18 protein-coding genes are annotated in these 20,230 nt (G+C 69.7%); 9 read left to right on the forward strand and 9 right to left on the reverse strand.

Annotation, left to right across the window (positions count from 1 at the left end; translation table 11 throughout):
• Positions 1–53 precede the first annotated feature (53 nt).
• Positions 54–1,148 carry a 3-oxoacyl-ACP synthase III family protein gene (locus JHL17_RS25665; RefSeq protein WP_200197520.1) on the reverse strand — a complete coding sequence of 365 codons (1,095 nt, stop codon included), beginning with the start codon at positions 1,146–1,148 and terminating at the stop codon, positions 54–56.
• A 240-nt stretch (positions 1,149–1,388) separates the two neighbouring features.
• Between JHL17_RS25665 and JHL17_RS25670 the strand changes: the two genes are divergently transcribed.
• Genes JHL17_RS25670 through JHL17_RS25685 form a run of 4 tightly spaced genes read left to right on the forward strand, consistent with a single transcriptional unit; the run spans position 1,389 to position 4,352 of the window.
• The gene (locus JHL17_RS25670; protein WP_200197521.1) at positions 1,389–2,153 is read left to right on the forward strand and encodes an SDR family NAD(P)-dependent oxidoreductase; all 765 of its coding nucleotides are present in this window, start codon (positions 1,389–1,391) and stop codon (positions 2,151–2,153) included.
• Between the two features lie 8 nt (positions 2,154–2,161).
• On the forward strand, positions 2,162–2,794 hold the full coding sequence (locus JHL17_RS25675; protein WP_200197522.1) for a Rieske 2Fe-2S domain-containing protein: 633 nt from the start codon (positions 2,162–2,164) through the stop codon (positions 2,792–2,794).
• Complete coding sequence (locus JHL17_RS25680) at positions 2,791–3,792, forward strand: RHO alpha subunit C-terminal catalytic domain-containing protein (protein WP_200197523.1); 1,002 nt, start codon at positions 2,791–2,793, stop codon at positions 3,790–3,792. Before JHL17_RS25675 ends, JHL17_RS25680 begins: the two co-directional genes overlap by 4 nt.
• The gene (locus JHL17_RS25685) at positions 3,789–4,352 is read left to right on the forward strand and encodes a GNAT family N-acetyltransferase (protein ID WP_200197524.1); all 564 of its coding nucleotides are present in this window, start codon (positions 3,789–3,791) and stop codon (positions 4,350–4,352) included. The genes JHL17_RS25680 and JHL17_RS25685 overlap by 4 nt, the downstream gene beginning before the upstream one ends.
• Positions 4,353–4,403: 51 nt before the next feature.
• Here JHL17_RS25685 and JHL17_RS25690 read toward each other — a convergent pair whose 3' ends face one another.
• From JHL17_RS25690 to JHL17_RS25715, 6 genes are all read right to left on the reverse strand, one after another.
• Positions 4,404–5,696, reverse strand: a complete 1,293-nt coding sequence (locus JHL17_RS25690; RefSeq protein ID WP_200197525.1) for a DUF1501 domain-containing protein — start codon at positions 5,694–5,696, stop codon at positions 4,404–4,406.
• 13 nt (positions 5,697–5,709) lie between these two features.
• Entirely contained in the window at positions 5,710–7,326 is a 1,617-nt protein-coding gene (locus JHL17_RS25695; protein WP_200197526.1) for a DUF1800 domain-containing protein, read from the reverse strand.
• A gap of 94 nt (positions 7,327–7,420) precedes the next feature.
• Positions 7,421–8,539 (reverse strand): aromatic ring-hydroxylating oxygenase subunit alpha, encoded by a 1,119-nt coding sequence (locus JHL17_RS25700; protein ID WP_200197527.1) that lies wholly within the window; start codon positions 8,537–8,539, stop codon positions 7,421–7,423.
• Positions 8,540–8,620: 81 nt separating this feature from the next.
• Entirely contained in the window at positions 8,621–9,763 is a 1,143-nt protein-coding gene (locus JHL17_RS25705) for a sialidase family protein (protein ID WP_247893818.1), read from the reverse strand.
• 74 nt (positions 9,764–9,837) lie between these two features.
• Positions 9,838–10,857, reverse strand: coding sequence for a glycosyltransferase family A protein (locus JHL17_RS25710; RefSeq protein WP_247893819.1), 1,020 nt, complete (start codon positions 10,855–10,857; stop codon positions 9,838–9,840).
• Positions 10,844–13,228 carry a glycosyltransferase gene (locus JHL17_RS25715; protein WP_200197529.1) on the reverse strand — a complete coding sequence of 795 codons (2,385 nt, stop codon included), beginning with the start codon at positions 13,226–13,228 and terminating at the stop codon, positions 10,844–10,846. Before JHL17_RS25715 ends, JHL17_RS25710 begins: the two co-directional genes overlap by 14 nt.
• Positions 13,229–13,558: 330 nt before the next feature.
• Here JHL17_RS25715 and JHL17_RS25720 point away from each other — a divergent pair, with 330 nt between their 5' ends.
• The 5 genes from JHL17_RS25720 to JHL17_RS25740 all read left to right on the forward strand — a co-directional run bounded on the left by JHL17_RS25720 (position 13,559) and on the right by JHL17_RS25740 (position 17,378).
• A complete protein-coding gene (locus tag JHL17_RS25720) occupies positions 13,559–14,182 on the forward strand; it encodes an NUDIX hydrolase (RefSeq protein ID WP_200197530.1) in 624 nt (207 codons plus the stop codon).
• A gap of 11 nt (positions 14,183–14,193) precedes the next feature.
• Positions 14,194–14,490, forward strand: coding sequence for a hypothetical protein (locus JHL17_RS25725; RefSeq protein ID WP_200197531.1), 297 nt, complete (start codon positions 14,194–14,196; stop codon positions 14,488–14,490).
• Positions 14,491–14,676: 186 nt separating this feature from the next.
• Complete coding sequence (locus JHL17_RS25730) at positions 14,677–16,605, forward strand: PhoX family protein (RefSeq protein ID WP_247893820.1); 1,929 nt, start codon at positions 14,677–14,679, stop codon at positions 16,603–16,605.
• 258 nt (positions 16,606–16,863) lie between these two features.
• A complete protein-coding gene (locus JHL17_RS25735) occupies positions 16,864–17,097 on the forward strand; it encodes a hypothetical protein (protein WP_200197533.1) in 234 nt (77 codons plus the stop codon).
• 59 nt (positions 17,098–17,156) lie between these two features.
• The gene (locus tag JHL17_RS25740) at positions 17,157–17,378 is read left to right on the forward strand and encodes a hypothetical protein (RefSeq protein WP_200197534.1); all 222 of its coding nucleotides are present in this window, start codon (positions 17,157–17,159) and stop codon (positions 17,376–17,378) included.
• 129 nt (positions 17,379–17,507) lie between these two features.
• Here JHL17_RS25740 and JHL17_RS25745 read toward each other — a convergent pair whose 3' ends face one another.
• Complete coding sequence (locus JHL17_RS25745; RefSeq protein WP_200197535.1) at positions 17,508–19,034, reverse strand: glycosyltransferase; 1,527 nt, start codon at positions 19,032–19,034, stop codon at positions 17,508–17,510.
• Positions 19,031–20,134: a lysylphosphatidylglycerol synthase transmembrane domain-containing protein gene (locus JHL17_RS25750; protein ID WP_200197536.1), complete on the reverse strand. Its 1,104-nt coding sequence runs from the start codon at positions 20,132–20,134 to the stop codon at positions 19,031–19,033. Before JHL17_RS25750 ends, JHL17_RS25745 begins: the two co-directional genes overlap by 4 nt.
• Positions 20,135–20,230 lie beyond the last annotated feature (96 nt).

The raw sequence follows: 20,230 nt of genomic DNA on the forward strand, positions 1-20,230 counted from the left end.
ATCTTACCCGCGCTGTCGGCTTTGATCGTCCGGTACCTTCCTTCCAAGAAACCTCACACCGCCAACACCGGATAGCCCTCCGGCAGATCGACCACCTGCGGCTCCGGCATCGGCCCCAGCTCCGCCACCATCGCCCCCCAGGACCACCCGACCCCGAATCCGGCCATCAGCGTCTTCACCGGCCCGGCCGCCAGCAGCCCCCCCATGCTGTGGCAGATCGCCAGCGGAATCGAGGCCGAGCTGGTGTTGCCGAAGCCCTGCATATCGATGACGAACCTGTCGGCCGGCGCCTTCACCTTTTTCCGCAGATGCTCCAGCATGAAGGCATTGGCTTGGTGCAGCACGAAGCGGTCGATGCCGTCAATGTCGGTACCGGCATGCTCCATCGCCTCGCGCAGCAGCGGCGGCACGGCGCGCAGCGTGAAGGAGAAGACCTCCGCCCCGTTCAGGGTCAGGCGCGAGTCGCGCTCCAACTGGGCGGCAGCTTCCTCATCGGCGACCCGGCCGGCGGTGCCGACCGTCGGGATCAGGCTATGGCGCTTGCCGCCGGCCTTGACGAAGATGTGCGGCGCGCCGGCGCCGTCGGTGCCGATCACCACCGGGATGGGCGGGGCCGCCGCGTCGACCTCCAGCGCCGTCGCCGATCCGGCGTCGCCGAACAGCGGCAGGGTGGCGCGGTCCTCCGGATGCAGGTGGCGTGTGGCGTTGTCGCCGCACAGCACCAGCGCACGGCGGGCCGTCGACCCGCCCAGCAGCTTCGCCGCGATCCACAGGCCGTAGACATAGCCCGAGCAGCCCAGCGGCACGTCGAAGGCCGCCGCACTGGTCGGCAGCCCGAGCCGGTGCTGCATGATGCAGGCGGTCGCCGGCAGCACATAGTCGGCATCCTGCGAGACGAAGACCAGCACCTCCACCGTCGCCGGGTCCCAGCCCAGCTGCGCCATCAGCCCCTCCGCCGCGGCCATGCAGAGGTCGGAGGCGCAATAGGGCGGCGGCAGCACGCGGCGTTCCTGGACGCCGATGGTGGCGGCCAGCTTCCTCGCCTCCTCCACCGTGAACATGCCGGGGTCCTCGACGAAGGAATGGCGCTGGAGCGGCACCACCGCGCGCAGGCCGGCGATCCGGATGCCCTCGATGATGGCTTTCATGACAGTCCTGTCCTTCGCGTGTTCGCGGCCCGGCGGGGGCCTCTTCGGAAACCGGTGGCCGGCACCATAGCGCAGAGTGGGGCCGGATTGGTTTCCGGATCCTTGATTGCGGACAATTACGGCGCGGAGCATCCCCGTCCAAGCCCCATCCGCCGCGCAATCGAAAAAGCCGCAGCGGGGAGGGCGCCGCGCTTATGCTATGGTCCCCACTTTCCCGCCACCGAACCGGATTTCCCCGCGATGACCGCCGCCTACAACCCGATGGACCTGACCGGCCGCCGCATCCTGGTGACCGGAGCGTCGGCCGGAATCGGCCGGGCGACGGCGGTGGTGCTGGCGAAGCTGGGAGCGCGGCTGGTGCTGAACGGCCGCGACGAGGAACGGCTGGCCGAGACCGCCGACCGACTGGACGGCGACAGCCACGCCATCGCCCCCTTCGACCTGTCGGACCTCGAAGCCGTGCCCGGCTGGATGAAGGGGCTGTGCGCCGACGACGCCTCCTTCGACGGCATCGCGCACTGCGCCGGCATCCAGACCCTGCGGCCGATCCGCATCTTCTCCGCCGCCTTCTTCGACGAGGTGATGCGGGCCAACCTGGGCAGCGCGTTGGCGCTCGCCCGCGGGCTGCGGCAGAAGGGCTGCCATGCCGAACGGGCGGCGATGGCGCTGATCTCCTCCACCGCCGCCACGGCGGCCTCGCCGGGCAACGTCGTCTATGCCGCCAGCAAGGGCGGCATCATCGCCGCCACCAAGGGGCTGGCCGTGGAACTGTTGGGCGACGGCATCCGCGTCAACTGCGTGGTCCCCTCCATCGTCGAGACCGAGCTGATCGAGCGCGGCAAGCAGAAGCTGACCGCCGAGCAGTACGAGCACCTGCGGACGCTGCAGCCGCTGGGATTCGGCCATCCCGACGACATCGCCCACATGATCGCCTATCTACTCGCCGACACCAGCCGCTGGATGACCGGGTCCATCGTCACGGTGGACGGCGGCCGCACCGCCTGAGCTCCGCAATGGATGACCGGACGCCCGAAAACCGCTGGTTCCACCTCTGCACCACCGACGACCTCGCCGGTCCCAACGCCTTCGTCACCACGCGGGTGGGGGCGGTGCCGCTGGTGGCGCAGACCATCAAGGGGCGGGTGGTCGCCTTCCGCAACGTCTGCACCCACCGCTTCGCCGTGATCCATGGCGAGCCGTCAGGCTGCGGCCCGCTGCGCTGCCCCTATCACGGCTGGAGCTTCGACGCCGACGGCGTGCCGGTGGGGCTGCCCTTCAACCCGACCGACTTCCAGCTTGAGGCCGAGGGGCGCCGACGCCTGGCCCTGCACCCGGCGTCGCTGGCCCGCTGCGGCCGCTTGGTCTTCGTCCGGGTGGCCCTCGACGGCCCATCGCTGGAGGAGGAGCTGGGCACGGACCTGTTCGCCCGGCTGGCCGCCCTGTCCGAAAACTTCCCCCACCGCGGCGACGCGCTGGAGCCGGCCGAGGATTGGGAGCGCATCGAGGTCGCCAACCTGCGCCTTCATCTGGCGCCGGGCGGGGCGGCACTTGTCCTGCACAGCGCCGCCCCGCCCGGCGCCGACCGGCGCTTCTCCCGCACCGCCACCCGCCATCCCGCCATCGCCGATGCGGAGCTGCCGGTATGAGCACCGCCCTGCACCCCGGCATCATCCCCGAGCCCGGTGCCTTCCTGCCCCACAGCCATTTCTGGACCGGAGAGGCCTTCGCCCTGGAGCGCGAACGGGTCTTCGGCCGCTGCTGGCTCTACATGGGCGTGTTCGACGACACCGACGTCCTGACCGCCGAGATGGCCGGGCTGCGCTTCGAGCTGCAGCGCCGTGGCGCGGCGATGGAGGGCGTCTGCCGCGATGGCGAGCGGGTGCGGCCGCTGCAGGTCGACCACTGCGGCGGCCTGGTCTTCGCCCGCGTGGCGCCGGAGGAGGGCAGGAAGAGCGGTCCGACCCTGGCTGAGCATCTGGCCCCCTATGGCGAGCGGCTGGCGCTGATGTCGACCAATTGCCTGAACCCGCAGCCGCCCGTCGGCATTCCGTTCCAGGCCAACTGGAAGGCGCTGGTCGAGAACACGATGGACGATTTCCACGGCTCCACCGTCCATCCCGACACCATCCACCCTGCCGTCCATCCCGACTGGCAGAGCCATCTCGTCACCGAGCGCCACGGTGCCAACAGCGACTCCCGCTGGCTGTTGGCCGACGGCACCGCCGGCTGGTGGGCGAAGCTGGACGCCAAGCTGCGCATGCGCCGCTTCGCCGAAGAGTCCGTCTACCGCCACATCTTCATCTTCCCGAACTTCTATCTGGCGAGCTTCTACGGCGCCACGGTGATCCCGCACCGGGTCGATCCCGTCGCCCCCGACGCCTCGGTCCTGCGGTGGCAGCTGTTCCTGCCCACCACCCGATTGGAGACGGCGCGCGAGCAAGCCTTCCACCGCTCCACCGCCGCCTATCTCATCGAGTCCGCCGGCAGGGTGATCGCCGAGGACCGCCCGGTCTGCGAGGCGGTGCAGCAGGGGCGGCCGGGCATCGCCGATCTCCCCGGCTTCACCGGCATCTATGGCCGGCGCGAGCGCCGCATCCTCGACTTCCACCAGGCGATGCTGCGGCAACTGGGAGAGCGGGCATGAGCGGAACGCTGACCTTCATCGAGCCGGCCGAGGAGCATGCCGAACTGCTGCTCGACTGGCGCACCCGGCCAGACATCGCCGGCCAGATGCTGACCAAAGTCCCCTATGACGTGGAGCGGCAGAAGGCGTGGCTGCGCCGCTGTGCGGAGCGTGACGACTATGTCCACCGCATCCTGTGCGTCGACGGCGTGCCGGCCGGCCATGTCTCCATCACCGTGACCGAACCAGAGTGGCGAATCGCCACCATCGGCGTGCTGATGGGCGAACGGGCGGGGCGGATGGGAGCCGCCCCGCTGAACTTCGCCTACATGCTGAATCATGTCTTCTTCGCCATGGGGCTGCGCAAGGTGGTGAACCACATCCTGGGCACCAACAGCCCCCGCCTGCTGAAAGGCCAGCCGATGATCGGCTACCGCCCGGTCGGCGTGCTGAAGCGCCAAGTGGTGAAGGACGGCCAGGAGATCGACCTGCACATCTTCGAAATGCTGGCCGAGGACTGGCTGGCGGTGCGCGACCGGTTCAGAATCTACCAGGACATGGACGGGCGGGAATGGCGGTAGGGAAAAGAGCCGCCCGGCGTCCCTGATGCCACCCCCGCCCGCAGGACTGCCTCACCCCCGCAGAACCCCCAGCGGCGCGCCCTGGAAGCCCGGAAAGCTGCGCGCCGCCGGCGGGCCGATCAGTTCCGACAGCACCGTCCGGTAGTCGGTGGTGACCGCCAGATCGACGCCGCGGTCGAGCTGGTGGCTGGCCAGTCCCGGCCAGCGGCCCAGCAGGCGCCCGCCCGCCACCCGGCCGCCCAGCACCATCATGGCGCCGCCATGGCCGTGATCGGTGCCCTGGCTGCGGTTGCCGCGCAGGCGCCGGCCGAACTCGCTCATCACCACCATTGTCAGGTCGCGGTCGTAGCGCTGGGTATCGGCATGGAAGGCGGCGATGGCGCGCGACAGCTGGCCGACGGCGTTGGCGAAACGCCCCTGCTGGTTCTCATGGGTGTCCCAGCCGCCGACATCGACACAGGCCGCCCGCAGGCCGATGTCCATCTTCAGCACGCGCGCCACCGTCTGCAGGGCGCGCCCGGCCTCGGTCTCCTCATAGACGGCACCGCCTTCCGCATCATAGGCGGCGACCTTGCCGCCGGCCTCCCGCGGCAGCCGCCCGTCGACCGTCGTCAACCCGTCGAGCGCCGCCCGCGCCGTCCGCTCGTAGGAGCCGTCGCCCTGCCGATACAGCGCCGCCAGCACCGCCGCCGCCTGCGGCCCGCCGGGAGGGGCCAGCCCGCCGCGCAGGTCGGGCACGGCGAGCGCGCCGCCCATCCCGGCCAGGGCGGCGGCCGGCGCCGAGGCGGTGCCGATGGCCGGAACACGTCCCGGCTCTCCCTCACCACGCCCCTCCTCGCCCAGCCAGCGGGCGACCCAGCCGCTGCCGGTACGGGCGAGGTCCTCCTCGCGGGCGATGCCGCGCTCCATCAGGTCCTGGGCGACGAAATGGCTGCGGGTGCCGTCGGTCAGCCCCACTGCATGGACGATGGCGAGCTGACGACCAGCATACAGGTCGGCCAGCGGGGCGGCGTCCGGATGCAGGCGGAAGTCGAGGGCCGGGGCCAGCGTCTGCTCCAGCCGGATGCCGGCCTTTTGCCCCTCGGCCATCACCCGCAAGTCCGGCGTCCGGGCGGCGTGATAGTCGGGGTCGTCGGCCGGCGCCACCAGCGCCAGCATATCCGCCCCGCCGCGCAGGAACACCACCACCAGCGTGCCGGCCGGCGCTTCGGCACCGACTCCGGCCGAAGCATCGGCGGCAAAGGCGAGGCTGCGGATTCCAGGCAGTCCCGTCAACCCGCAGCCGGCCAGACCGAGACCGGCCGCCAACCCGCCCCGCATCATGCTGCGGCGTGAGATCGTCATGGCATGTCCTCCGTCAACGCTGATTGAAGCGCGGCGCCATCGCCACAAAGGCGGCGACGCGGCGCAGCCGGTCGTCGCCGGCCTTGGTGCCGGGCGCCAGCAGGACGTCGGCCGCCAGTCCCATGCCGGACAGGATGGCGGCGGTGGTCGCCGCCTCCGGCTGGCCGTCCTGCAGGATGCCTTGCCAGCGGTCGACTGCCGCCGCCGCCGGCAGTGGAGCCGGGAAGCGGGCGGCGAGGTCGATGGCCCCGGTCTCCCACCGGTTCTCCGCCAGCCCGAGCAGCAGCCCCCAGCGGCGGCGCATGGCGGCGGCTCCCAGCCACGCCTCCATCCGGTCGGGATGGCCAGTCGGGGCGGGCCAGCCGAACAGCCGCTGGCCGCTGCCGTCCAATTCGCCCAGCAGCGGATTGGTCGGGACGAGGTCGATGCCGGCGCCGCGGGCGAAGGAGGCGACCAGTTCCAGCGGGCGCTTCACCTTGGCGTCGCGGATCCCGGCGAAATCGGCCGACAGCGCGATGGCGCGGACGACGCGGGCGATCTGGTCCGGCTTGCTGCGGTTCTCCGTCCACACCCGCGCCGCCAGGGCGACCAGCCCGGCCGGCGGGTCGTCGGCCACCAGCCGGCGGCACAGCGCGGTGCAGACATGGCGGGCGGTCGCCGGATGGTCGGCGACGAGGTCGAGCACGCGGTGTCCGTCAGCCATCGGCGACTGGAAGGGATCGAACTCCCGTCCCAGCACCCGCTTCTGGTAGCCGTCGTGCCAGCCCTCGACATAGGTGAAGCGGCCGGTCACCGGCAGCTTGGCGTCGCCGCCCAGCCCGGCGCCGTCCTCCAGCGTCCAGCCGGTGAAGGCGCGGGCGGCCTCGTAGACATCCTGGTCGATATAGCCGTCGGGCGTGCCGCGCACGGCCCCCGGCACGTCGCGCCAGCGGTTGTACAGCGCGTTCAGATAGGCGCCGCTGCCCAGCGTGTGCAGCTCGAACAGCTCGCGGGCGTAATTCTCGTTGGCGCTGCCGGCGCGGGACGAGCGGTTGTTCAGATAGACCTGCATGGCGCTGCTGGTCGCCACCGCCTCCAGGAAGGCGCGGAAGTTGCCCAGCGCATGCCGGCGGATGACGTCACGGTCATAGACCGGCAGGGCGGCCGCCACCGCCGGCTCGCCCGCCGCGTTGACGTTGAAATGGTTGTGCCAGAAATCGACCAGAACCTCCCGCAGCTGCCAGTGGCTGTGGACGGCACGGATCAGGGTGGCGGCGGCCACCTCCAGCCGCGGCCTCTGCCGCTCCGGCCCGGCGACCGCCGGACGGTTGGCGGCCAGCGACCACAGCGACTCGATCGGCTGGCCCAGGCAGGCCAGCGGCCGGTCCTCGTCCACCGCCTCCCAGCCGTCGCCGGCCGGATAGCGGATGCGCAGCTTCGCCGCGGCGAGATGGCGCTCGACCTCGGGATCGTCAGTGTCGTTGGGGGAAAGCTGCCGGTCGAGCCAGCGGGCCAGCCAGTCTCGATGATCCGGGCGATCCGGCTGGGAACTTCCGGCTTCGAGATCCGCGGGTCGCGGACCGAAGGCGAGCCGGTTGAGGGCAATGACGGCAGGAAGAGCGGAAGACGGATTCGGGACGGCGCCGCCCATGGTGGATGAACCTCCGACGACCAAAGCCCCCCACGCGATGGTGACAGACCACCGGACCGCCGGACAGTGACAAAAAGCGGGATCGCCGCCCGCGTCAGCCCATCATCCCCCGCCACACCGCGTGGAACTGCTGGAGGCGCTCCTCGTTCAGGCCGAGCGCCGCCGGGCGGTCCGTCTGGCGGCAGCCCCGGAAAGCCAGTTCCGACGCCTCCTGGTCCTCGCGCAGCAGGGCGACGTTGAGGTCGCGGGCGCCGTCCTCGATCAGGCGGCGGGCGGCGGGGCCGCCCCTGCCGGTATCGCCCTCCGGATCGGCCAGGAACAGGCGCAGCGTCAGCGCGCAGCGGTCGGGGCCAAGCGGGTCATAGGTCTGGACGCTCATCACCGCGCCACGGGTGAAGCCGATCTCCAAGTTGGGGAAGATGTGCAGGTGGTCGTAGTCGCGCAGGATCGGGCTGGGGCGGAAGCCCAGCCGCTCCGACACCCCGTCCCACCAACGCGCGCTCTTGTCCGACACTGACGTCACGCCGCGGGAATGGGCGCCGTCATAGTCGCAACGCCAATCGCCCTTCACCAGTTTGCGGAAGGTGGTGGGGTGGGTGAGGTCGGCATGGTAGACCTCCAGCACGCTCTCCACCCCCATCTTCCAGTTGGCGGCCCATTCCATCGATCGCTCGTCGAAGGGGCTGACGAAGATCTCCGAGGCGTGGCGCAGCACATCGGCGTAGACGCCCAGCCAGCCGTCGAGATCCGGCCCCTCCGCCGCCACCCGCAGGAAGACGAAGCGGCCGCACACCCCAACCGCCACCGGCGTCAGGGCACGGCCGCAGCGGCCCTCGCGATCGAGACCGAAATTCGCCTCGTTACCGGGAATGCCGTAGGGCACGCCGTCGCGGTCGAAGGTCCAGCCGTGATAGCCGCAGCGCAGCATGCCGTTGCCGCGCGGCGCCCGGTGGATCAGGGCGAAGCGGTGGGTGCAGACGTTGCGGAAGCCCCGCAGATCCCCGTCGAAATTCTGCACCAGCACGTCCAGCCCGCCGATCCGCCGGGTCAGATAGTCGTTGGGCCGGGCAAGGTCGTCGGTGAAGCCGGCGAAGACCCAGGCATGGCGGAAGACCCGCTCCTCCTCAATCCGGAAAATTTCCGGGTCGTGGTAGGCGGCGGGGGCGATGCCGGGGACGGCCTTGGCGGCGACGAAGGGGAGGGGGCTTTCCATGATGCGCGAAGGGTATCCCGCTCCCCGCCGGCCGGTCCAGGGCACAGCGGGTCGCAGGCCCCCTCTTCCCAGGCTCTCTTCTCAGGGGCGGAACAGCGTCGCCTCGATGCCGCGCAGGCCGGTGGCGTCGCAGATGTAATAGGCGACCATGGCGCGGCCGTCCGGCAGCACCGCCGCCCAGGGATAGCCCAAATCCGGCGCCGGCCCGTCGTCGCGCAGCACAAGTTCCGGCACCTCGTCGGGCTGCTGGCGGCGCGGGTCGTAGAGGCGGGCGCGCACGCCGTAGGGCGCATGACGATAACCGCCGACCAGCAGCAACCGGCCATCGGGCAATGGGCAGGCGTCATAGGGATGGCCGACCACCGCATGGCGCCGCCACGGCTCCCAGCTGTGGCCCAGGTCGGTGGAACGCGAGGTCGCCAGATGGTCGTCCAGCCCGGTGGTGCGGTGGAAGGCGTGCAGCACGCCGTCGGAATCCAGGTGCAACGCCGTCTCGCAGAAGCCGGCCCTGGCCTCGGGGTCGAGGGCGATGACCGCCCGATGGACCCAGCTTTCCCCCCGGTCGGTGGAGGCGAAGAGATGGCTGGCATAGGTGCCGGTAGTGGGGTGGTGGGTGTAGCCGGTCTGCAGGATCGTGCCGTCCGGCGCCTCCACCGCCCGGCCGCGCACCGCACCGCCGTAAAAAGGCCGCTGGCCCGGCACGATGTCGGGATGGCCGGGCAGGGGAGGCAGGTCGCGGTGCGCGGTCCAGCTCCGCCCGCCATCGTCGCTGTGCCGGCTGTAGCCGCCCCAGAACAGGTAGAGGTCGCCGGTCTTGAGCGGGCTCCCCGCCAACCCGAAGCCCAGCGCGCGCAAGGCCTCCCCGTCGGCCGCCGGCACCGGATACCAGCGGAAGCCGGTCAGCAGGATGCGGCCGTCGCTTAAGCTGAGCAGGCTGGCGTCCTGGTCGGCCGCCTGCGGGTCGGGGGGCAGCACCGTCTCCTCCCCCAGCACCTCCGCATCGGGGCCGAGCCGCAGCAGGACGGTCTGCGAGCGGGAATCGAGATGGTCGACATGGTTGAACCCGGTCTCCCCCGCCCGGTACTCCGCCCCGCGCAGCCAGCGATGGTCGCGCGCCTGGCGGAAGGCCAACAGCACCGATCCGTCCCGCGTCGGGGCGAGCGACGGGAAGGACGCATAGAAACGCGGGTCGCGATACAGCACGCGATGCTCGGCACCGGTCATGGCCATCGGGTTCCCCCTGCTTCCTCTTCAACAACGGCCTCTTTAACGACGGCACCGGCCTCCCGGCGGCCTCATTATTCCATACCGGAAATCGAGGCATAGCCGAGCTGGTAATACAGCCGGATCACCGCCCGCAAACCTTCCCCTTCCAGGCTTTCGACGTCGAGATCGGCCAGCTTGGCCAGATTGACGTTGAAGTCCCAGCGCTGTTCCGGCAGCCCGTATTGCCGTTGCGTCAGGCGGTTGGAAACACCCTGGTAGAACATCCGCCGCATCATCCAGCGCCGGCTCAGCCGGTCGGGATGGATGAAATGGAACACTGCGGCGGATGGAACATAGTAGGTCGCGGCACCAGCCGCGCGGATCTCGTTGAAGACGACGCCTTCGTTCGTCAGCAGTCCGTCCCCCTTTCGGCCGAGGCCGGTGGGGAAGGCGCGACCATCCATCAGCCGCTTGCGGAAGGCGCAGTTCCCTTCACCGAACCACTCCTTCTCACGCAAAAAGCGGGATTCGCTGTCCCATCCCCAGCGGCACGAGAAAAAGTGCAGCATGTCGTCGGCCAGCCAGTCCGGCCTGGACAGCGCCCCGAAATCCGGTTCGACCTCGCCGGCGACGATGTCGACGGCATCGCCCAGGCGGTGGAACGGTTCCAGCATCCGCTCCAGCCATCCTTCGCAGGCCCGCTCGTCGTCGTCGATGAAGACGATCAGCTCGCCCGCCGCCTCGGCCACGCCGCGGTTGCGGGCGAAGCTGACCCCCGGCCGCTCCTCCAGGACATAGCGCAGCGGCACACCCCGCAGGGCGAAGGCGGCCTGCCGCCGCTCGACGACCGGCCGTCCTTCCGCCAGGACGGAGTTGTCGATCACGAGGATTTCATGGGCAATGCCCGGAGAGCCACCCACCCGCTGGCCGATCAGGCTTTCCAGGCAGGCATCGAGCAGTCCGGGACGCCGATGGGTGCAGATGACGATGCTGGCGGCGACCGCCGGGCCGCCGGCGTTCGGGTTCTTGGCGTTAGGGCCACTGGCGTTAGGATCGTCGGCGCCGAGGCACTGGGTGGTCGACATGGTGGTCCGCTTGTCAATGATCGGCATGGACGATGCGCAGGTCCGGCAGGCCCCAGGCGGTCACGCCCATATCCCTGGCCATCATCGCCAGTCCTTCCGTCTCAATGTAACCGCGGTGGCTGTAGGAAGGGAAACACAAGCCCTCCCGGTGCAGATCCGCGCGCACCAGCAATGCCGTGCCGCCCACTCCGTCCAGCGGCACGATCGCTTCGCCGGCGAAGGCGTCCAGATAGAGCCGGCCGGCACCGCGCGGCGGCTGGAAGATGCCGTCGACCAGATGGCGCGGATCCTCTTCGCCTCCTTCTTTCCCAGCCACCCGGAAGCTGTTGAGGTCGAAGGTCCGGCCGTCGGGCCGGACGCAGTGGGGAACGACGATGTCGCGCCCGGCGGCGAGCAGGCGGGCCAGCAGCTCCGGCGGATAATCGACCAAGTCGGCGTCGAGCCACAGCACCCAGTCCTCGTCCCCCAGCGCGCCGGACAGCAGCCGGTTGCGCGACCGTGCCAGCAGTTCGCGGCGGCGCCGCTGGATTTCCGGCCTCCAGCGGGGAATTTCAGGCCGGAAGCCGTACCCATGGCGCAGCAGGGTCACGCGGCGGTAGCGCTGCCGCAGTTCCGGCAGCCGCTCGGCCAGCCAGTCATGCGTGCCGTCGCCGCTGTCCCCTTCCAGGAAGCCCAGAGACAGGCGGGACCGATCGTGATCGAGCCGGCCGAGCAGTTCCAGGTAGCGCGGCAGGTGGGCGACGGCATCCTTCACCGGGGTCAGCACCAGCACTTTTTCCGGCAGTGCCCCGGCAATCGCCGGAGCGGCCGAAGCGAAGGCCGCCACCGCCTGCCGATAGCCCTCCACCGGCAGGCGCTTGCCCATCTCCTCCAGCAGGGCCCGGCAGCGCTCACCGCCGAAGCGGGCGGTGGAGAGCTGCCATTGCGTTTCGAAATGCGAAGCGGCGAAGGTGTTGCCGCCATGGACGACGTAGGTGTAGAGCCGCGGCATATCCATCCGGACGACCCGGGCGCTGCGGCGCAGCTCTTTGACCACCGGCGTGTCCTCGCCCTGGCGAAGCGCCGGATAGCGGGGCATCACCGCCTTCTCGCACAGCAGCGAGCCCTCCCAGTCCCGTTCGGCGGACACCGCCAGCCGGGCTTGCGCCGGCCACCAGATCATCCAGCGGCCGAGCAGGCAGGCATGGGCACCGGCGGCGGCCAGCACCAGCTGCTGCATCTCGAGCCGGCAGGGGTCGTACAGGTCGTCGTCGTCCCACTGGCAGACATAGCGGCCGGCCGCATGGTCGACGGCGATGTTGCGCAGCTCGCCCAGCGTCAGCCCGCCGGGCTGATCGCCAAGCCGCTTCCCCGCCTCCACCCGGACCGCCTCCACCCGGACCAAGCGGATGTTCGGGCAACCCGCGGCGCCGATGGCGCGCTCCAGCGGGTCGTCCTGCGGCAATGCCGGGCTGTCGCAGACGATGACCAGTTCGCGGTTGGGATAGGTCTGGCGCGCGAAGCCGTCGATGGCGAACTCCAGCGGCCCCGCCCGTCCCCTGGTGACCATCAGGCAGGAGATCAGCGGCAACCCCTCGGCCTTGGCCACCGGCGACCGGGCGTTTTCCGGCCGCCCGTCGGTCACCACCGCCGCGACCTGCCGCGGCAGGTCCACGCCATGCCCGGCGCCCTCCCGGAACCAGGTGCCCTCCCAATAATGGATGGCGTAGGCCCGGCGGGTCGCCTGCTCCCAGAAGACGGGGTCGAACAGGCGGCCGCTCCAGCACTCCTCCTTGGTCACGGGATAGAGCAGTTCCGGCGGCAGCACCGCCACCGCGGCAGTTCCCTCCGTCCCATGCGCCGCTTCATACTCGGCATGGGCGCGGGTCAGCAGGAAGGGGCCGGTGGCGTCCAGCACATCGGCGCAGTGGCGCGCCTCGACCAGCCGGGCCAGCAGATGGTCCAGGAAGGGATGGTCGGGCACCGACGCGAGGAAGGACGGGCACAGGATGCGGGGCAGACCGCGCTCCACCGCCTTCGCCAGCCTGCCATGCTCCTCCGGCTCCAGCCCGACGACGAAGCCCGCCCCGCCCGGCAGACTGTCCAGCAGCCCGTCGATCGGGCGCAGGCATTCGAAATCGAGGTCAGCATAGACCCCGCCGAAACGGCGCAGGATCAGGTAGCGCGCCAGATCGATCCGCGAGATGGGGTTGGCATAGCCCCGGAAGACCGGCAGCAGCGCCGGATGCTCCTCGGCGATGAAGCCTTCGATGTCCTCGTCGGTCCAGAACCGGTAGGCGAAGCCGGGATTGCGCTCGATCCAGCTACGCCGCAGCGGTTGGAATCCCGGTGGGATGTCGCGTGTCTTCCAGGTCTGGTGGATCAGGCGCGGAATGGGGGAGCAGGAAGCGGTGCGCATGGAGTCCGACGGTTATGGCGCATGAACCGATAAGCATTTTGCGGAAGCGGCTCAATGAGAATGGTCGCCCGGCGGAAATCGGTCACATCTCGTTTCATTCGACAAACGCCTATGATGACTCAATCAAAGGTGTATCACACCCGTAATTCATGACGCGCCCGGACTATGAGGTTCCGTCCGATTTCATCCGGTCAAAGCTGCAGGCCTCCTGCCGAAAAGGCATCCTTTCCTCCTTGCGGATGACTGGACGCGGACGGACGGCTGCTGGTAGGCCATCTCCGGTACGTCCCCCTGCCCCCCTGCGGCACCTGCAAGAACGTAGGCCAGCATATGCCCGGACACCGTCCCTTCCGCCTTCACCGCCCCTGGACCGTGCTCGGCAGCCGGGAGCTGCTCGACGCCGACCCCTTCCTGAAGGTGCGGGTGGAGACGGTGGAACTGCCGGACGGCCGGCGGATCGACGATTACTACCAGTTCGACCAGCCCTCCTTCGCCTGCATCTTCGCCGAGACGGCGGACGGGCGGATCGTCACCTACCGCCAGTACCGCCATGGGCCGCGCAAGGTCGGGCTGGTCTTCCCCGGCGGCCACCTGTCGCCCGGCGAGGAGCCTTTGGCCGCGGCGAAGCGCGAATTGATGGAGGAGACGGGGATGGAGGCCGACGGCTGGACCGACCTCGGCGCCTACATCGTCAACGCCAACCAGGGCGGGGCTTGGTCGCACATGTTCCGCGCCACCGGCTGCCGCCACGTCGCCGAACCGGTGGCCGACGACCTGGAGGACACCGAGATCCTGTTCCTGACGCGCGCGGAACTGCTGGAGGCCATCGGCCGCGGCGAGATGCACCTGCTGACCCAGATCGCGCTTGTCAGCATGATCTGGCAGGCCGACATCGCCCAGGCGGTGTCCCGCCCGCAATCGCCGGACACGGTCTCGCCGGATACGGCCCGTTGAGGAAAAGCCCAATGACCCGATTCATCCCCCTGACGCTCATCGCCGCCCTGATCCTGCCGGCTTCGGCACTCACGGCCGCGTCCCCGGCCGCCGCCGAGCCGATGAAGGGCCGCTACGAATTGCGCTGCCAAGACCCGCAGACCCGGCAATGGACCGTCGCCGGGCAGGTGACCGATCCGGAGATCGTCGACCCGTCCGCCACGGCGGGGAAAGCCGCCGGGCGCGTGGTGCGCGGCACCGGGACCGACGGCAAGCCGGTGACGCTGCCCATGCCGTCCGACCGCACCTGCATGCTCAGCGCGCGCTGATCCACGACGGCGGCACCCCACCGAAGAGGCCCAATCGAACGGGGAACCGACCGTCAAACTGTAACATCCCCGCTGTAGCTTCCCGACGCTCGCCAAGACCAAGGCCGCGCCGAACGGACCCCACCGGCCCGACGGCACGGCGCACGCCAGCCGCTTGCCCTGATGAGGGTTCGGGAGACATCCGCCATGACCGATCTGTCCGTCCACCTGCCTGAAACGTCGCGCCGTTCGGTGCTCCGTGCCCTCGCCGGGCTGCCGCTGCTGCCGGTCGCCGGCATCGGTGCCGGCGAGCTGCTGTTCGCCTCAGGCGCCGAAGCCGCCGCCGCCAAGGGCGCGCCGGTCGCCGTCGAGTTCGTCGGCATGGCCGCCCCCACCACCGCCGCGGCGCAGGCCAAGACCACGGTCGACTCCAGCATGGTCGTGACCTGGGCCGACGGCTCCAAGCAGAGCTTCGCGCTCGGCTACCAGCCGCTGTTCATCACCGGCGATCACGTTCCGGACGGCAAGGGCGGCACCATCCTGGCCGGCGGCTATGTCGACATCAACGGCAAGCCGATCATGGACGGCTCGCTGGCGACCCCGGCGCAGTTCTTCTCCGACTGCCCGGACGGCTGCAACCTGCTGGCCCCGATCCCCGGCGCCAAGGTGGCTGGTGTGACCGGCAACACCCTGTTCGCCGTCGTCCAGTTCGAATACACCACCCGCGATTCCAAGGACGCCTCGATGTACGGCAAGCTGCCGTCGCCGATCGCCGTCCTGACGCTGGACCAGAACAAGGAGACCGGCGCGCTCAAGCTGGTGCAGTACCACAATGTCGACACCAGCCCGGTGCACGGCCTGTGGATCACCTGCGGCGCCAGCCTGTCGCCCTGGAACACCCACCTGTCGAGCGAGGAGTACGAGCCGGACGCCGCGGCACTCGACGACCAGTTCCGCGCCTACAGCAAGAACCTGTTCGGCGATGAGACCAAGGCCAACCCCTACCACTACGGCCATTTGCCGGAAGTGACGGTGAACCTGGACGGCACCGGCAGCATCAAGAAGCATTACTGCCTGGGCCGCATCTCGCACGAGCTGGTGCAGGTGATGCCGGACGAGCGCACCGTGCTGATGGGCGACGACGCCACCAACGGCGGCCTGTTCATGTTCATCGCCGACAAGGCCAAGGACCTCTCCGCCGGCACCCTCTATGCCGCGAAGATGGAGCAGGAGCCGGGCAAGGACATCGACAAGGGCGGCGCCTTCGCGCTCAAGTGGGTCAAGCTGGGACACGCCACCAGCGACGAGATCAAGACGCTCGCCGACAGCCTGAAGGCCGCCGACATCGTCGAGGTGAAGAAGGAGGATCCGAAGGACCCGTCCTTCACCGCCATCGGCTTCAGCGGCAAGACCCAGTGGGTGAAGTTCAAGCCGGGCATGGTGAAGGCCGCCGCCTTCCTGGAGACCCACCGCTACGCCCCCACCGTCGGCGCCACGCTGGCCCTGACCAAGCTGGAAGGCGTCACCGTCAACGCCAAGGACAAGACCGCCTACATGGCGGTGTCCTACATGTACAAGTCGATGAGCGACGGCAAGAGCGGCATCAAGGTCGACACCATCAACGCCGGCGCCGTCTACCAGCTGCCGATGAAGGCCGGCCAGACCGACATGGCAGGATCCGCCATCGCCAGCGACTGGGTGCCGGTGCATTTCAGCCCGGTTCCCGCCCTGGTCGGCCGCGACCTCGCCACCCCGGACGCGCTCGGCAACACCGCCGACGCCGACCGGATCGCCAACCCGGACAACCTGAAGTTCTCCGAGAAGCTGCGCACGCTGTTCATCGGCGAGGACAGCGGCTGCCACGTCAACAACTTCCTGTGGGCCTACAACGCCGACAGCAAGGCGCTGACCCGCATCCTGTCCTGCCCGGCCGGCGCGGAATCGACCGGCCTGCAGGCGGTCGACGACGTCAATGGCTTCTCCTACATCATGAGCAACTTCCAGCACCCCGGCGACTGGGAGAAGGGCCTGCACGACAAGATCAAGGACAGCGTCGCCGCCCTGATCGACGATGCCTACCGCAACCGCCGCAGCGGCGGCGTCGGCTACATCCACGGGCTGCCGCAGGCCGTCTGATGGGGGCCATTTGACGCCTGGCCGACGCCGGACGGACGATGAAGAACGCGGCCGGTCGCCCGGCCGCGTTTTTTCATGCCCGCATCGAAAGAAGTAATACTACCGCCAAATCGCGAAGCGACGTTCTTCTTGGAAGTGGTAATCACCAAGCGACCTGAGACCAATCGGTGATCTTAACACCTCGTTAACTGGGTGGATGGCTCAATAAGCTCATCAGAACGGGCAGAAGCCTCCACCACGAATACAGGGATCGCCGCCATGTCCAAGACCGATTGCGCCGCCAACGTCTTCGCCTCTGCTTCCCTGCACCTGGATGTGGTCGATGAGTTCATCGCGATCACCCAGTCGAAGCTGAACGGCGCCGGCAGCGATTTCACCCGCGACAGCCTGAACGACCTGCTGTCGGGCTTGGCCGAGCAGCGCGAGACCTACCGCGCCGCGCTCGCCCTCTCCCAGCCGGCCGACCAGCCCGTCACAGCGCTCGCCGCCTGATCCGACCGCTCTCAAGCCGCTCCGACTGCCGCCCCCCTCTTCCGCGAAAGACCGCCATCATGACCGCTCCCATCGCCGCCCCCATCGCCAAGGACGTCCTCGCTTCCGCCACCCTGCATCTGGAGGTTCTGGAGGAGTTCATTGCGGTCGTCCGCCGCCGGATGGCCGCCGCCGAAGACGCCTTCGCCCGCGACAGCCTGACCGACCTGCTGCTGAGCCTGACCGAACAGCGCGACAGCTACCAAGCCTTCCTCCCGCTCGTCGCCGTCGAACCGGTGTGATGCCGGCAATCCTCGATCCGGCGATCCCTGACGGTGACCGCCGGTATCCGCGGCGACCGGCGCGGCGGCACATGCCGCCGAAGCTTCCGATCCTGACAGGTCGGGATCAGAAGCTGTCGACTTGATGCCTCAAAACGCCTTCAGCTTCTTCCAGGCGAACACCACCATGCGGGCCAGCAGCCAGCCATGGGTGAAGCGGGAGATCTGGGTCTCGCCATAGCTGCGGTCGGCATAGCGCACCGGCACCTCGACGATCTTCAGGTTCTGCTTGGCACCGCCGAAGATCAGGTCGAAATCGCCGAAAGGATCGAAGTCGCCGAAGTAATGGCGGTTGGCGACGATGGTCTCGTAATCCTCGCGCCACAGAACCTTGGTGCCGCACAGCGTGTCGGTGAAGCGCTGGTTCAGCAGGAAGGAGAAGATGCGCGCAAAGGCCCGGTTGGCCAGGAAGTTCAGGAAGCGCATCGCCTCCGGCGCCATCGGGTAGACCAGCCGCGTGCCGTTCACGAACTCGCCGCGTCCCGACACCATCGCCTGGTAGAATTTCCCCATCGTCTCCGGCGGAACCGTCAGGTCGGCATCCAGGATGATCAGGATGTCGCCGCGCGCCACGGCGAAGCCGGCGCGCACCGCGTCGCCCTTGCCCTTGCCGGGCTGCTTCATCACCTTGATGTCCCAGTCGGAATAGGCGTCGCGGACGCGCAGGCACTCCTCGTAGGTGTTGTCCTGGCTGTTGCCCTCGACATAGATCACCTCGATGTCGGGGGCGAAGCGGGGCAGGCGGCGGATGGCGTTCTCGATGTTGCCGCGCTCGTTGCGGCAGGGGATCAGCACGGTGACCGAGGCGGGCCGGCCGTCCACCGTCACCGCCTCGACGGTGGGCTGCGGGCGGGCGACGACATAATTGCGCACGCAAAGCCGGCGGATGCCCGGCAGCGGCGCGACATAGCGGTTGACCAGCGTGCCCAGCCCGAACAGCCGCTTCGGGATCAGCTGGCGCCATTCGCGGCGCACCGGCTCCCAGCCAGCCAGATCCAGCAGGTTGACGATGTCGCTGGTGGATAGCCAGTTCTGCTGGCCCTGCGGCATGCGCATTCCCAGCTTCTCCGCCGCCCACAGGATCGGCTCCCAGACGCGGGAGTGATAGCTGACGATGATCCGGGTCTTCGGGGTCGCGACCCGGCGCAGCAGGCGCAGCGTCTCCTCGATGTCGTCGAGGAAGCCGATGGTGCCTGACAGCAGGATATGGCTGAACGGCCCTTTCACGGCGTCGATGGTCGCCGGATCCTCGGCGTCGGCGGCGACCAGCTCCAGCTGCGGGTGGCGCGCCTTCGCCACGGCGATGGTCGCCGGGCTGAGGTCGATGCCGACGCCGCGCGCCGGCTTCAACGCCGCCAGCGTGTCGCCGACGCCGCAGCCGATCTCCAGCACCGTCGCCCCCTCCGGGATCAGGAAACGCAGATAGGCGCGGTCGGCCTCATGGAAGGCACGGTTGCGCCCGGCCCAGCGGTCGCGCAACGGGGCCATGGCGTCGAACAGCCCGCGAATCCGCTGCTGGCGGGGGGAGAGGCCGCGCGTCTCGGCAGCGAAAGCGGCGGCCACGGGAGCGGCCAGAGAATCTGATTGCGGAAGCGTCGGGGTGGACTGGTCGGTCATCGCGGGAAATCCGTGGGAAAGGCGTCGGCTCCGCCAGGGGAGGTCCGGGCGGCGGTCTCGTTGCGCAACAGCAGCCAGAACAGGCCGCCGGGCAGCGACAGGACGGCGATCGACAACCCGATCAGCAACGAGACCAGAAGGGCCGCGTCGGCATCGAAGCCGAGCAGCGCGAAACCGGCGACCATTGCCCCCTCGCGCACGCCCCAGCCGCCGAGCGAGACGGGCAGGGCGGCGGCGACGATGGCGGCCGGCACGATGGCAAGCCCGTCCAGCCAGCCGAGCGGCAGGCCGACCGAGCGGGCGAAGAGGACGGTGGCGGCGATGGTGGCGAGATGGACGCCGATGCTGTGGCCCAGCGCCGCCCAGGCGGCGGAGGTGCCGGCCATGGCGCGCAGTTGCGCCACCGCGCCCCATGCGGTCCGGCCCAGGGCTCCATCGCGCAGCCGCTTCGGAAGAGGCAGCCGGTCGCGCGGGATGCGCCCGGCCAGCAGAAGCAGCCCCATGCCCACGGCCAGGACCAGCGCCCCGGCCAGCACGGTGCCGGCGACGGCGGGCGGCGCCACGGCGGCCAGATGCGGCAGCCCGATCAGCCCGATCAGCACCACGCCCAGGAGCGCCATCAGCCGGTCGACCAGCAAGGCCAGCATCACCGGGCCGGCCGGATGGCCGAGCCGCCAGGTGAACCAGCCGCGCAGCAGGTCGGCCCCGACCGATCCCGGCAGGATCTGGCCGAGGAAGCCGCTCGCCATCTGCAGGCGGAAGGCGGTCCAGCGGGTCAGGGAGAAGCCGGCGGCCCGGCCGACCGCCCGCCACCGCTGCGAGGCGAAGGGCAGCGTCAGCGCCTTCATGGCGAAGCCGGCGGCGAACAGCCACGGATCGGCGGCCGACAGGCGGGAGGCGATGCCCGGCCAATCGGCCCCGGCGGCGAGCGCGCCCAGGACCGCGACCGTCACCGCCAGCTTGGCCAGCATCGGCCACCGCCGTCCGGCCGACTTCCCCGGACCGGTTTTGCCCGGTTCCGGACCCGGCTCCGGGCCGGGGGCAGGATCGGGCTTCGCCGGCTGGGCGAAGGGGGTGTCGAGAAGAGCCTGAGCCATCATCCCCGCATGGAAATCCGGGTGCCGCGGGACAGCGGCGCCGAACGGGCCGTTGTAACGGCTCACGCCCAGCTTGTCACCCGATCAGGCGGCAGAGGG

Origin of the sequence: Azospirillum endophyticum, from assembly GCF_016595245.1 — a bacterium.
Taxonomy (GTDB): Bacteria; Pseudomonadota; Alphaproteobacteria; order Azospirillales; family Azospirillaceae; genus Azospirillum; species Azospirillum endophyticum.

Coding starts and splice junctions, on each gene's coding strand:
- JHL17_RS25715 (WP_200197529.1), bottom strand. CDS start 13,228: ATGCGCACCGCTTCCTGCTCCCCCATTCCGCGCCTGATCCACCAGACC.
- JHL17_RS25665 (WP_200197520.1), bottom strand. CDS start 1,148: ATGAAAGCCATCATCGAGGGCATCCGGATCGCCGGCCTGCGCGCGGTG.
- JHL17_RS25700 (WP_200197527.1), bottom strand. CDS start 8,539: ATGGAAAGCCCCCTCCCCTTCGTCGCCGCCAAGGCCGTCCCCGGCATC.
- JHL17_RS25735 (WP_200197533.1), top strand. CDS start 16,864: ATGTCCAAGACCGATTGCGCCGCCAACGTCTTCGCCTCTGCTTCCCTG.
- JHL17_RS25675 (WP_200197522.1), top strand. CDS start 2,162: ATGGATGACCGGACGCCCGAAAACCGCTGGTTCCACCTCTGCACCACC.
- JHL17_RS25750 (WP_200197536.1), bottom strand. CDS start 20,134: ATGATGGCTCAGGCTCTTCTCGACACCCCCTTCGCCCAGCCGGCGAAG.
- JHL17_RS25705 (WP_247893818.1), bottom strand. CDS start 9,763: ATGACCGGTGCCGAGCATCGCGTGCTGTATCGCGACCCGCGTTTCTAT.
- JHL17_RS25710 (WP_247893819.1), bottom strand. CDS start 10,857: ATGCCGATCATTGACAAGCGGACCACCATGTCGACCACCCAGTGCCTC.
- JHL17_RS25680 (WP_200197523.1), top strand. CDS start 2,791: ATGAGCACCGCCCTGCACCCCGGCATCATCCCCGAGCCCGGTGCCTTC.
- JHL17_RS25695 (WP_200197526.1), bottom strand. CDS start 7,326: ATGGGCGGCGCCGTCCCGAATCCGTCTTCCGCTCTTCCTGCCGTCATT.
- JHL17_RS25690 (WP_200197525.1), bottom strand. CDS start 5,696: ATGACGATCTCACGCCGCAGCATGATGCGGGGCGGGTTGGCGGCCGGT.
- JHL17_RS25730 (WP_247893820.1), top strand. CDS start 14,677: ATGACCGATCTGTCCGTCCACCTGCCTGAAACGTCGCGCCGTTCGGTG.
- JHL17_RS25685 (WP_200197524.1), top strand. CDS start 3,789: ATGAGCGGAACGCTGACCTTCATCGAGCCGGCCGAGGAGCATGCCGAA.
- JHL17_RS25725 (WP_200197531.1), top strand. CDS start 14,194: ATGACCCGATTCATCCCCCTGACGCTCATCGCCGCCCTGATCCTGCCG.
- JHL17_RS25745 (WP_200197535.1), bottom strand. CDS start 19,034: ATGACCGACCAGTCCACCCCGACGCTTCCGCAATCAGATTCTCTGGCC.
- JHL17_RS25720 (WP_200197530.1), top strand. CDS start 13,559: ATGCCCGGACACCGTCCCTTCCGCCTTCACCGCCCCTGGACCGTGCTC.
- JHL17_RS25740 (WP_200197534.1), top strand. CDS start 17,157: ATGACCGCTCCCATCGCCGCCCCCATCGCCAAGGACGTCCTCGCTTCC.
- JHL17_RS25670 (WP_200197521.1), top strand. CDS start 1,389: ATGACCGCCGCCTACAACCCGATGGACCTGACCGGCCGCCGCATCCTG.